The organism is Psychrobacter sp. T6-4, assembly GCF_052258425.1.
In the GTDB taxonomy this organism is placed as follows: domain Bacteria; phylum Pseudomonadota; class Gammaproteobacteria; order Pseudomonadales; family Moraxellaceae; genus Psychrobacter.
Genome location: NZ_JBQQEZ010000013.1, coordinates 101,109 through 112,914 on the forward strand (window position 1 = coordinate 101,109; position 11,806 = coordinate 112,914).

Genomic DNA, 11,806 nt, shown 5'->3' on the forward strand with positions numbered 1-11,806 from the left:
CTTAGTTTTTTACAAAAAGCGTTCTGATTATTGTTAAGAACTAAGCAAAGTGCTGAATCTATTCTTGATGAGTTTAAAATAGGCGATGATTATGGCAATCTTGGATGTGTTAAGACCGCCAACTTTAGCAAAAGATGACGGTATCTATCAGTTTGATTATCCAGAATTGTTTGTCCTATTACTTAGTGTCGCGCTCATTGCTTTGTACTTTGAATTTAGTCCGACCTCTATGGCATTACTCGTAGTGGTCAGCCTGCCCACTTTATTGATTGTTATCTATAACTATCGACGCCAAACTAGTTTTTGGACCTCTAATCTTACGGTCATTTTACTCTCAGTGGTCATAGGTTCTGTTCAGCTCTGTACTATCATCTCGTTAAGTTTAGCCTTACTCATTGGTGCACGTATTATAGTGAGTCAAGCTGACAATCAGCTTAAGCTTGCTATGGTATCTATTGTCACCATTGTCATTTTTTATTATGTCAGCGTGATATTGAATGGCGCTGGTATGGATTGTGCCAGAAGCTGGTTGCCTCCTGTGATACTATTGGTGAGCATCATAACCATACTTTTTCAGTTTCGACACATTTATCAGCAGTATGTAAAGTTTGAAACCGATGTCAATCAGTCTAGCAAACGACTGACCACTATGGTCTCAGTGATTAATAAACTCACCCGTTTTGTACCGCCGCAAATCTGGCAACCTATTGTAAAAACAGATAGTCCCGTTAGCGTTTCAAACAAGCGCGTCAAGCTATCTATCATGTTCTCTGACATTGCAGGATTCACTGAATTGTCAGACAGTCTAAGCGCTGACAATCTAGCAGATATCTTAAATACCTATATGCATTGCATGACGCTCATTGCAAGCAAACATGGCGCGGTACTTGATAAGTTTATCGGCGATGGTATGGTGTGCTTCTTTGGTGAGCCTGATAGCCGCGGCACGCGCCAAGATGCTTTGGACTGCGTAGCGATGGCAGTAGATATGCGCCGCGAGATGCGCTCGCTGCGGCAAAGGTGGCGCTTGATGGGGTTTGATGGCCTTGATATACGTATTGGTATCACAACAGGCTACTGTCATGTGGGTAACTTTGGCAGTAGTAGCCGCTTGAGTTACACTTTAATAGGCAAAGAGGCCAACTTAGCCTCAAGGCTCGAGCTTAGCGCGAATAAAGGCGAGATTTTAATCAGTCAAAACACTTATGACTATATCTGTCATGACTATGAGTGCCAGTTTGCAGGTGACTATGATTTAAAAGGTTTTGATGACAAGGTGAGTGCATGGCAAGTACTAGACCCTGATGTTAATAATGGTCGTTTGTCCAAATGGGTCGATCATACGTTGCCAGGATTTAATCTGCATTTAAACTTTAAAGATATTAAAGACGATGATTACAAGGATATTAGACGCCGTTTAAGACTAGCGCTTGAGCGTATTCAAGAAGAGGAAAAAAACCCTAAATCTTAAACCAAAAAAAGCCAGTTAGAAGTTATAACTGGCTTTGTTGTTTGACAGGATGCTTATACACATCAGTGATTTTCTTTGGCATGGTTGAGCGTGTATTTGGGAATCTCAATCGTTAGATCTTCATCCTCTAGCATTACCTGACAAGATAGGCGTGAGTCAGGCTCAAGTCCCCAAGCGCGATCTAATAAGTCCGCCTCGATATCATCCATCTCATCCAAACTATCAAAACCTTTACGTACTACCACATGACAGGTTGTACAGGCTTTTGACATCTCGCAAGCATGCTCAATTTTGATGCCTTTTTCTAAAAGCGCTTTACATAAGTTGTCGCCAGTTTTGAGCTCAACTTCAGCGCCTTCTGGGCAAGTTTCAAAATGGGGAAGTACTGTAATTTTTGGCATAACATGGATATCCGCTACTAAGGTGTTCAAAGGATTGGTATTCAAAGAATTAATTTGCATTAATACTACTAAAAATTTTACGTGTACCGCTATTACCAGTCCTGAGCGCTGGTTCCTGCCATACTGGTTTTGACACTCTGGTTCATGATAAGAGCGGCAAAAGCATCACTATGCGGTTTAAGAGCCGCCTGCTTAGCTTCTATATCTGTCAAATCAGTGCTCGTAAGCGCTGTTTGCAAAGCTTGCATATGAGTTGCAAGTTGCTCTTGGGCCTCAGCTGTCAACAAGGCTGCGAACTCATTGAGCGCTGATTGCAGTGCTAACAGTTCACGCTCAGCTTCAACTTTAGTCTCTATCATTGAGCGCGCTTGTTTGTCTTCTTCAGCATGCTTGAAGCCTGCGGTCAATAGCTGCTCTTTTTGCTCATCTGAGAGCCCATAAGTCGGTTTGATCTCAATCTGACTCTCAGTCTTGGTCGTAGTCTCTTGTGCACTTACCGTAAGCTGACCATTAGCATCGATACTAAAGGTCACCTCAATACGTGCAAAACCTGCTTTCATAGGCGGGATACCATACAGCTCAAAACGACCCAGCGAGCGGCAGTTGTCAACCGTTTCACGCTCACCTTGGACCACATGGATCACCATGCCGTTTTGACCATCTTGATAAGTGGTAAATACTTGACGTTTTTTGACAGGAATAGGGGTATTGCGTGGTATCAATACTTCAACCAAGCCGCCCATGGTTTCAAGGCCTAATGAGAGCGGCGTGACATCGAGCAATAGTAGATTGTTATCGCTATTACCATTGACCAGTTGATGCGCGGTTTGCGCCGCGCCCAACGCGACGACCTCATCAGGATTGAGACTAGATAGAGGCTCTGTATCAAAAAACTTAGCAACGACTTGCTGTACCGCTGGCATGCGAGTAGAGCCACCGACCAATATTACCTCATCAAGGTCTTGAATGGTCAATTTGGCATCACGTAATACCTGCTCGCAAACGCTGAGCGTACGGCGGTTAACTGGATCAGCGATAGCTAATAGATCGCCGCGTGTCAATACGCCATCAAAGGACTGACCATTAATAGAAAGTGAGATATCAACTTGCTCTTGTGCGCTCAGTAGCTGTTTGTACGCTTTGGCCTCTTGCGCGAGTATAGATTTATCATGCAAGCTAACATCAGCGGACAGAATATTCATCTGTTTGATAAGCCAATTGGTCAATAGACGATCAATATCGTCGCCACCAAGGGCACTATTACCACCAGTCGCCAGTACTTCAAACACACCATCAGTGAGCTTTAAGATAGAAACATCAAAGGTGCCGCCGCCTAAATCATAGATAAGATAATAGCGCGCTGTATTGTCTTGGGTGGGCTCATCTAAGCCGTAAGCAACTGCAGCAGCTGTTGGTTCATTAAGTAGTCTAAGCACATTAATACCAGCAGCCTGCGCAGCATCCTTAGTTGCTTGACGCTGCGCTTCATCAAAGTAGGCGGGTACAGTGATGACTGCGCCTTCAATACTATCGATAGGCAGTGCGCTGTTAGCACGCTTCTCAAGCGCCATCAAAATACGCGCTGAGACCTCAACAGGGGACACCTCGCCTTGAGCAGTAACAAAAGCTGGCATCGCATCCGCTTGACCTGTTAGTTTATAAGGATGTGAGAATTTGATGTCGGCTTGACTACGACCCATAAAGCGTTTGGCGGAGATTATCGTATTTTGAGGATCATCTGCTAGATGTGCTAGTGCTTGCGTGCCAACTTGCGGCGCGCCATCAGCGGGATAATAGACAACAGAAGGCAGTAAATTATCCACGCTATCGCTTGCCTCCAATACTTGCGCCTTACCTGAGCGTACAACAGCGACTAAAGATCGCGTCGTCCCCAAATCTATACCAATACCGAAACGATGCTGGTGTGGTTGAGCGCTTTGATTGGGTTCGGCGATTTGCATTAAAGACATAGGACAACTCAGATCTAATATAAAATGAATAAATGAAAGGCGAATAGGTGCGCTAGATTATACGGGATTATGACTGCTAACTTAATAGGAATAATAGTATTTAAATAATGATATCAAACCAAAACGTACTATACGTATAGATCATCATCGTCAGATTGAGCACTGCTAGCGACAGCATCCAGGCCAGATTTGACGTCTGCTTCTAGTTTCACCAAAAACTTAAGTTTTTGTGTGGCATCAATTGCCTGTTCCCAGTTTTGCTGCTCATAAGCACCACTGAACCTCTCAGACTGCACCGCTATGCGTTGAGTGATTTGTGGATGCATCTGTTGTAACGCCGCTTGATTATTAGATTCTATAGCGTCGTCCAGATTAATGCGCAAATCCATAGCATCATCTAAAAAGTCCAAATCTGCAATAGATTGCTCAAGGGTAATCGCTTGACCTTGTATATCAAGTAAGTAGCTTGCGCGGCTATCTGCCATACTCAAAGTTTGGTAGGCTTGATTGATAAGCGCTGAAGTACGCTCTGAATGTCGCTTGGCGTCGCTAGCATTATCTTTATCTGCATTGTCAGGATGATAACGTTTTTGCAGCACTCGCAAACGCTGATCTAAGTCCTCTTGTGCAATGTTAAAGGTAACTGGCTGCTCAAATAAAGCAAAAAAGGTATCAAACCTTACTTCTTCACTAATTTTTATACTGGTCTCTTTAGTGCTATCTGTCATACAGGATGCCTAATTTCTAGTTTTTGATTTCTATTTTTTAATAGTAAGTTTTATTATATAAAGGTCCAACATGTATACGGCTACAAAAAAGATGCAGTCACAGTTATATTAATATTAAGCCATTTTAAACCGTAAAGGACTCACCGCAGCCGCATTCGCCTTTTTGGTTGGGATTACTAAATTTAAAACCCTCATTTAGGCCTTCTTTTTCGTAGTCCATAAGTAAGCCATCTAAATAAACGAGACTTTTTGGATCAATAAAAATACTCACGCCAAGGCTTTCATAACGTGTGTCGTTCTCATCTGGAGTATCGACAAATTCCAAAACATAGGCCAAGCCTGAGCAGCCCGCCGTACGAATACCGACTCGAATGCCTTCACCCTTGCCGCGATTATCCAAAAAATCCCGAACATGTTTGGCAGCGCGTTCTGTCATCTCTATCATGACAACTCCTATTAACAGTTAGTAATCGGTAGTACACAAACTATCTTTTGATATAAAGTAAAAGGTGACAATGGCATAAGCGTAATTGTCACCTTTTTTACTTGCAACTTGAGTGGCATCTGGGCTACTCAAATGCTGAAATACGATTATGTCTACAATGAAGGATCAACAACCTAGCTGGCTACTTCTTCAGTAGCCGCGCCATGCTTACCTTTATAGTCGCTGATTGCCGCTTTGATAGCGTCTTCAGCAAGTACTGAGCAATGCACTTTTACAGGCGGTAGAGCAAGCTCTTGTGCGATATCATTGTTTTTGATCTCGCCTGCTTGATCAAGGCTTTTGCCCTTGAGCCACTCGGTGACGAGCGAGCTTGAAGCAATTGCTGAACCGCAGCCGTAAGTTTTAAAACGCGCATCTTCAATGATACCATTATCATCAACTTGAATTTGCAAGCGCATAACATCACCACAAGCTGGAGCACCAACCATGCCAGTACCAACATTTTTGGCGTCTTTGTCTAAATTGCCGACGTTGCGTGGGTTTTCGTAATGATCAATAACTTGGTCGCTATAGGCCATGAGTTTTCTCCTGGTTAGATGATGAGTAAGTATTTATTAACTTCAAGCTAATTCTAAAAAGCAACTGACTCATCGATAATTGGGGTCAAACGTAACGTGTGTATTTATAATTTAATAATGTTTTTAAGATTAATGCTCAGCCCATTCGACCGAATCCAAATCAACGCCTTCTTGATACATATCCCAAAGTGGCGATAGGGCGCGTAGTTTATCAACGGCTTCGTGCATTTGCTTAATCACTCTATCGATGTCCTCTTCGGTGGTATAACGACCAAAGCTAAAACGGATTGAGCTGTGAGCAAGCTCATCAGGGCGACCGATAGCGCGTAGAACATATGAAGGCTCAAGGGTTGCTGAAGTACAGGCTGAACCTGATGAGACGGCTAAGTCTTTAAGCGACATCATAAGCGACTCGCCTTCAACAAAGTTAAAGCTAATATTGACAATATTAGGAACGCTATGCTCTAGGTCGCCGTTGAGATAAATCTCTTCGATATCTTGCAAGCCATCCCATAGCTTTTGACGCAGATGGGCGGCATGAGCGCGATCTTCTTCACGTTTTTCTTCAGCTAAGCTAAAGGCTGCACCTAAACCTACGATCTGATGCGTCGGTAAGGTACCTGAACGCATACCGCGCTCATGACCACCGCCGTGCTGTTCTGCTTTTAGACGAATACGAGGCTTACGGCGTACAAACAAAGCGCCGATACCTTTGGGGCCATAAGCTTTGTGGCCTGAAAAGCTCATAAGGTCAAACTTAGTCGCTTGCGCGTCAATCTTGACTTTACCAATAGCTTGGGCGGCATCGACATGGAAAATAACGCCAGCTGCGCGTGTAATCTCGCCAATAGCGTCGATATCAGTAACGGTGCCAAGCTCGTTGTTTACCACCATCAAAGAGACCAAGATAGTATCATCACGTAGCGCTTCTTTAACTTGCTCTGGCAAGATAAGGCCAGTGCTTTTTTGCGGCTCAAGATAAGTAATCTCAAAGCCTTCTTGCTCAAGCTCACGGCAAGTATCGAGGACCGCTTTGTGCTCAATCTTACTAGTGATAATGTGCTTACCACGAGAATGATAAAAATGAGCAACACCTTTAATGGCTAAGTTATCAGATTCTGTAGCACCTGAGGTAAAGACAATCTCACGCGGATCAGCGTTAATGACTTCAGCAACTTGGCTACGAGCAGTCTCAACAGCTTCCTCAGCCTGCCAACCATAGCCGTGCGAGCGTGATGCTGGGTTACCAAAGACACCGTCGACAGTGAGGTATTCACTCATTTTGGTGGCCACAGGTCTGGCAACTGGCGTTGTAGCAGCGTAGTCTAAATAGATAAGTTGATTCATGCTGGATTGGCCTCGCTAATCGATAAAGTAATAGTATTGATATCTTGTATAATGTTGTCATTGCTTGCGTTGTTCTGACGCTCTGATACTGATTTTACGTTCTTCATGTCTAATAATTGCGCTAAAGTTATATTTTTCAAGTACTGCTCAATATGGTTAGATAAAGCGCACCATAGGTCATGAGTAAGACACATGCTACCGCCTTGGCAGTCGCCGCGTCCCTCACATTGCATAGCATTTACGGACTCATCGACTGCTGATATAATGCTCATGACATCAATCTCATCAAGCGGTTTGGCTAGATAATAACCTCCTGATGCGCCGCGTATACTCGTTACAAGACCTTGCTTACGAAGTTTGGAGAACAACTGCTCAAGGTAGGAGATGGAGATAGATTGACGCTTGGCAATATCTGATAAAGATACTGCGCTGTCCTGTTGACTGGCCTGTAATGCCAAATCTAATAGCGCAGTTACCGCGTATCTGCCTCGAGTAGTCAAACGCATAAGTCATCTCCAATCCATGTCGTTGTCAAAATTTATTCATAGTCTTAAACCTATTACGCCATGTTTGCTCCTAAGCGCTATCATCTAAGATATATCGCCGCCATCTAACCACAGCAACAAGCTATAGGTTGGTGACGGTAAAGCTATTATACTTAATCCCGACTAATTTAGTCAAGATTGAAATGTGGTTAATGCGTTAATTGTATTTATCATTGCTATTTAAAAAAACAATGATACCTATTAAGTCTAAATATCTGCAAAGCTAGCACCAATAGCGCGTGTTAAAAATGATGCCTATTAAAGACCTTATAGCAAAAAAAGGTATCTAAAAATTAGATACCTTTTATGTGATGTGCTTGCAGGCGCCTGTAGCAAATAATAACTATAAGATAAAGAACAGGGTAGTGAGGTTGCAAACAATGACATCAAAACAGTGACATGACAAGCAACACATTATCGGCTCTGAGTTTTATACATTAACTCATAAACAAAGCGATAAGCGAGATGACAGCGATAATAGCAGCAATAACAGTGGCAATCGTCAGTGTCTTTTGCTTACTCTGTAGCTCTTTTGCGGTCGTTTCAAGCTCACGATTTTTAATCGTTAAAGTATTAATTTGCGTCTGCTGCTCTTTGATACGTAACTTGTAATCGTCTCTTTTTTTATCAAGCTCTGTCTCGTTTGGCTTCGATTTACTCTTATCGCCTTTAAATTTCTTGATCAGGCTTTGAATCAAGCTACCAAGCCCCAGTTGCATAATAAACTGTTTGACCAGTTTGACTTGTACCGCTTCACCGCGCATCTGTAGTTTGTCGGTAGTAGCACTATCATGAGTAGTGATAGCGTTGATAACCTGCACGCTATAAGCATTGATGATAACATCAGGCTCAGTACGTCCTACAGGAAGATTGGCATCGAGTAGTACCCCTTTACTACTAAAGGTGGCGTAGACTTCAACATGAGGCAGATACAAGCGCAGGCAAACGACAGTCTCTTGCTTAGCTAGCGGATAAGCGGCTTTTCGCAGCTCTGGATCTAAACGTAGTAGCAAAGTCAGGGATGACTCGACAAAAACCAAAACGACATTAAGAAAAGAGTGAGATAAAGTAGAACGCTTCATGTAAGTAGTCCAGTTTGGGGCAACGAGTTAAGGGTAGTCAATACAGCTTGAATGCTATGCGTCTTGAGTACTGCTGTTTTTAAGTACAGTTTTTTCTAAGTGCAGTGCCTTTTTAGTACTAGGCTTATCAAGTATTGAGTTTAATAAGTACTAAGTTTAATAAGTACTAAGTTTCTTAAGTGCTAAGATTAATAAGCACTGTGCTATTGAGACTATATTTATAAGTACCACATTTATAAGTACCGCGCAGTAATTCTTGAATGCTGTGCAACGCTTATAGTACCGTTTTTATTTTAAAAAGTAACGTAAGTTTCTACAACTTAGCCCACTTGTACTAGGAGTCTTTAGTATAAAGATGTGATTTATCGTAAAAATTAGGTTTGAGAGGCTACGAGTAGAACTACAAGTAAATGCCGCTTTTTGTATGCCAACAAACAAATACAGGCGTTTTGCGTAATGATAAGTGGCTAATACGTAGTATAGAGCGCAAAAAAATGTAAAATGACTTGCGCTCGTTTAACACCCTTGCTATAAAGATGCTAGCAAAGCGTAACCTGTTATTACGTAAGTCAGATAATATTGCTACTCAAATAGCATGAGTTCGTTGCTAAAACGAAGTGAGAGCGATACAATGCCTGACGTTAGCGTTTTATTATACTCCCTAAACTTGAAGGAACTTTTATGAATAAGTCAGAATTGATTGATAGTATCGCCGAAAAAAGTGGTCTAAATAAAACTCAAGCTGGTGATGCCCTAAACGCCGTTATGGAAAGCATCGGTAGCGCTTTAGAAGCTGGTGATAGTATCTCACTAGTAGGCTTTGGTACCTTTAGTGTCAAAGATCGCAAAGCACGTACAGGTCGTAACCCAAAGACTGGCGATGAGCTACAGATTCCTGCGAGCAAAGTACCAAGCTTTAAAGCAGGTAAAAACTTAAAAGAGCGTTTAAACTAAGATTTACGCGTATAAAATAGTTCTAATTAAGCACCTTTTATAGGTGCTTTTTTTGTGGGTCAACCCTTTTAGCGCGTAATATTTTGAGTCTATCTTAAAAATCACGTATTATAGGGCGCGCGGTCTCAACTAGCACAATGATGCTCAGATTCGCTCGTTATTGATTACCTTTTTATATTAACCTCTATTATTTTGCCATTGCTCGCTATAGTATGTCCTTGTCCTATCACAATGGTTCTTCATTCATAACACAGAGATAACTATGGATAAGTTGCGCGATTTTTTGAAAACCTGGCCAGGTCGCATTTTATTAATTTTGTGCTTATCGCCGCTTGCGCTTTTGGGTATCGAAAGCTATTTTGGCGGCTCCGTTGATCCCAATCAAATCGCTCAAGTGGGTGAGGCGAGTGTGGGCTTGTCTGAGTATCAAACGGCGGTCAACAATCGTCGCAGTGAGATACTAGATCAGCTAGATGATGCAAGCTTACTTAACGAAGATGTCTTGCATGAGCAAGTACTGCGCGGTCTGATTGACCGTACGCTTTTAGAGCAGCAAGCTGGCAAGCTTGGTATGACGGTGTCTGATGATACTATCAATCGTTTACTGCGCCAAGAAGACGTCTTTTTGGATGCTGAGGGTAACTTCTCAAACGATCAGTTTTCAAACTTTTTGCGTCAGCGCGGTATGACCAAAGATCAACTGTTTGCGGAGTTTCGTAATCAGTTAAGCCTTGATCAATTAAATGCGAGTATCGTTGGTACAGCCATCTATCCTATGAAAGCGGTCAATCAATTAATAGACTTGCAATTGGAGTCGCGCAATATCTGGTTGCATCGCTTTAACTGGCAGGACTTTGCTGACCAAGTCAAGCTTACCAAAAGCGATATAGAGGGCTACTACAACGCCAATAAAGAGGCGCTAAAAAGTGTGGCGATGGTTGATTTGGCTTATATTCAATTAAGCCCGCAGACCATTAACGTCACTGACATTACCGATGAAGAGTTGCAGCAGCAGTATGAAGGCTACAAGCAAGAAATGGCGGTTGTTGATGAGCGTCAAATCAGTCAGATACTAATAAGCGGTGATAATGCTAAGGCGCGCGCTGACAAGGTTGCAAAGCGTTTGGCTAATGGTGAGGCCTTTGCAAAACTGGCGCAAACAGAATCCGATGACCCAACGGGAGCCACAGGCGGCGCTATTGGTAGCTTTAATCCTTCTGTATTTGGTAGTGACGCCCAAGCGGTTGAACAGGCACTAGAAGGTCTGAGCGTTGGTGACACTACGCCCCCTGTCAAAACCAGTTTTGGTTATCAGATATTTACCATAACCGAAGATAATGGCCCTCAAGTGCCTACGCTTGAGAGTATGCGCGAGGAGCTAACGGCAAAGGCAAGAGAGTATAAGCGTCAAGAGATCTATGCTGATAAAGTCACTGCCATTAATGATTTGGCAGCTGATGGCTTTAGTATCGAAGATATCGCTCAGCAAGAGAACGTCGCCTTAAAACGTTTAAAAGACTACCGCAGGGACAATAATACTTCAGTATTAGCGCAGCCTGCGGTCATCAAAGCCGCTTTTGATGAGTTTACTATTCAAGATCAAGCAGTGACCTCAGGTATTGAGGTTGGTAATGGAACGGTATGGGCGCAGCCAAGTAATTATCGCCCGACTAAAACCTTGTCGCTCGCTGCTGCAACGCCGCAAATCACCCAACTACTGCGTCAAGAAAAAGCCACTGAGCTGGCACTTAAGCAAGCTAAGCAAGTCGCTGCAAACATTAAGACGCTAGCAGATATCAATAACCAAGTGGTGAGTTTTCAAGCACTAGGTGATGTCAATCGTCAGACCACGCAGTTAACTGAAAAAGAGCGCGGTATGGCCTTTAGTCAGCAAGCGGATGATAATGGCGTCGTGGCTGTAGCGGGTGCAACTGAGATAGGCGCTAGTGTTATCGCCGGCGACCGTATCAAAACTGAGCAGCAATCGCAGCTATCTGCGAGCGAGAAGGCGCAAACGGCACGGATTATTCGTGATAATTTGGGACAAGATCAGTTGCAAGACTACTTAGATTACCTGCGTTTGATATATAGCATTGAGATTAATGAGTCCAATATGGCAAGTGCTCAAGAGCGTTAATTAGCAAGCAAGTTTGACACTACAGTGTCAAATATAAGATAAAAAAAAGCCACTATATGAACTGACCCCCTAAACTTGGACGGTTTAAGTTTATAACAAGGACTGAGTTCTGTACTGTACAGGGCTTAGTCCTTTTAGTTTTAGCTGA

Annotated in this window: 12 protein-coding genes; 3 read left to right on the forward strand and 9 right to left on the reverse strand. The window is 42.9% G+C overall.

Translation table 11 applies throughout. From position 1 onward, the window contains the following. The first annotated feature begins 91 nt into the window (after positions 1-91). Complete coding sequence (locus ACTXGE_RS10260; protein ID WP_435950720.1) at positions 92-1,471, forward strand: adenylate/guanylate cyclase domain-containing protein; 1,380 nt, start codon at positions 92-94, stop codon at positions 1,469-1,471. A 62-nt stretch (positions 1,472-1,533) separates the two neighbouring features. Here the strand turns inward: ACTXGE_RS10260 and fdx are convergent, their stop codons facing one another. The 8 genes from fdx to ACTXGE_RS10300 form a co-directional block, all read right to left on the reverse strand. Further along, a complete protein-coding gene (fdx, locus tag ACTXGE_RS10265) occupies positions 1,534-1,872 on the reverse strand; it encodes an ISC system 2Fe-2S type ferredoxin (protein WP_317199853.1) in 339 nt (112 codons plus the stop codon). A gap of 92 nt (positions 1,873-1,964) precedes the next feature. Next, on the reverse strand, positions 1,965-3,842 hold the full coding sequence (gene hscA / locus ACTXGE_RS10270) for a Fe-S protein assembly chaperone HscA (protein WP_443541487.1): 1,878 nt from the start codon (positions 3,840-3,842) through the stop codon (positions 1,965-1,967). 128 nt (positions 3,843-3,970) lie between these two features. Further along, positions 3,971-4,570, reverse strand: coding sequence for a Fe-S protein assembly co-chaperone HscB (hscB, locus tag ACTXGE_RS10275; protein WP_435950723.1), 600 nt, complete (start codon positions 4,568-4,570; stop codon positions 3,971-3,973). 124 nt (positions 4,571-4,694) lie between these two features. Then, positions 4,695-5,015 carry an iron-sulfur cluster assembly protein IscA gene (gene iscA, locus ACTXGE_RS10280; protein WP_317199740.1) on the reverse strand — a complete coding sequence of 107 codons (321 nt, stop codon included), beginning with the start codon at positions 5,013-5,015 and terminating at the stop codon, positions 4,695-4,697. A 173-nt stretch (positions 5,016-5,188) separates the two neighbouring features. Continuing rightward, on the reverse strand, positions 5,189-5,593 hold the full coding sequence (gene iscU, locus ACTXGE_RS10285) for a Fe-S cluster assembly scaffold IscU (protein WP_317199741.1): 405 nt from the start codon (positions 5,591-5,593) through the stop codon (positions 5,189-5,191). A gap of 129 nt (positions 5,594-5,722) precedes the next feature. Next, entirely contained in the window at positions 5,723-6,940 is a 1,218-nt protein-coding gene (locus tag ACTXGE_RS10290; protein WP_317199742.1) for an IscS subfamily cysteine desulfurase, read from the reverse strand. Next, on the reverse strand, positions 6,937-7,446 hold the full coding sequence (locus ACTXGE_RS10295; protein ID WP_317199743.1) for an Rrf2 family transcriptional regulator: 510 nt from the start codon (positions 7,444-7,446) through the stop codon (positions 6,937-6,939). The genes ACTXGE_RS10290 and ACTXGE_RS10295 overlap by 4 nt, the downstream gene beginning before the upstream one ends. 476 nt (positions 7,447-7,922) lie before the next feature. Beyond that, complete coding sequence (locus tag ACTXGE_RS10300) at positions 7,923-8,567, reverse strand: hypothetical protein (protein WP_443541488.1); 645 nt, start codon at positions 8,565-8,567, stop codon at positions 7,923-7,925. Positions 8,568-9,248: 681 nt separating this feature from the next. Between ACTXGE_RS10300 and ACTXGE_RS10305 the strand changes: the two genes are divergently transcribed. Both ACTXGE_RS10305 and ACTXGE_RS10310 read left to right on the forward strand, forming a co-directional pair. Then, entirely contained in the window at positions 9,249-9,521 is a 273-nt protein-coding gene (locus ACTXGE_RS10305; RefSeq protein WP_317199745.1) for an HU family DNA-binding protein, read from the forward strand. A gap of 262 nt (positions 9,522-9,783) precedes the next feature. Beyond that, positions 9,784-11,658: a SurA N-terminal domain-containing protein gene (locus tag ACTXGE_RS10310; protein ID WP_443541489.1), complete on the forward strand. Its 1,875-nt coding sequence runs from the start codon at positions 9,784-9,786 to the stop codon at positions 11,656-11,658. A 90-nt stretch (positions 11,659-11,748) separates the two neighbouring features. Here the strand turns inward: ACTXGE_RS10310 and ACTXGE_RS10315 are convergent. Then, a partial coding sequence (locus tag ACTXGE_RS10315) for an IS3 family transposase (RefSeq protein ID WP_443541323.1) occupies positions 11,749-11,806 on the reverse strand: 58 nt, incomplete at its 5' end.

What these genes read in the sequence shown, in the direction of transcription:
- ACTXGE_RS10260 (WP_435950720.1), top strand. Translation starts at nt 92, where the DNA reads ATGGCAATCTTGGATGTGTTAAGACCGCCAACTTTAGCAAAAGATGAC.
- fdx (WP_317199853.1), bottom strand. Translation starts at nt 1,872, where the DNA reads ATGCCAAAAATTACAGTACTTCCCCATTTTGAAACTTGCCCAGAAGGC.
- hscA (WP_443541487.1), bottom strand. Translation starts at nt 3,842, where the DNA reads ATGTCTTTAATGCAAATCGCCGAACCCAATCAAAGCGCTCAACCACAC.
- hscB (WP_435950723.1), bottom strand. Translation starts at nt 4,570, where the DNA reads ATGACAGATAGCACTAAAGAGACCAGTATAAAAATTAGTGAAGAAGTA.
- iscA (WP_317199740.1), bottom strand. Translation starts at nt 5,015, where the DNA reads ATGATAGAGATGACAGAACGCGCTGCCAAACATGTTCGGGATTTTTTG.
- iscU (WP_317199741.1), bottom strand. Translation starts at nt 5,593, where the DNA reads ATGGCCTATAGCGACCAAGTTATTGATCATTACGAAAACCCACGCAAC.
- ACTXGE_RS10290 (WP_317199742.1), bottom strand. Translation starts at nt 6,940, where the DNA reads ATGAATCAACTTATCTATTTAGACTACGCTGCTACAACGCCAGTTGCC.
- ACTXGE_RS10295 (WP_317199743.1), bottom strand. Translation starts at nt 7,446, where the DNA reads ATGCGTTTGACTACTCGAGGCAGATACGCGGTAACTGCGCTATTAGAT.
- ACTXGE_RS10300 (WP_443541488.1), bottom strand. Translation starts at nt 8,567, where the DNA reads ATGAAGCGTTCTACTTTATCTCACTCTTTTCTTAATGTCGTTTTGGTT.
- ACTXGE_RS10305 (WP_317199745.1), top strand. Translation starts at nt 9,249, where the DNA reads ATGAATAAGTCAGAATTGATTGATAGTATCGCCGAAAAAAGTGGTCTA.
- ACTXGE_RS10310 (WP_443541489.1), top strand. Translation starts at nt 9,784, where the DNA reads ATGGATAAGTTGCGCGATTTTTTGAAAACCTGGCCAGGTCGCATTTTA.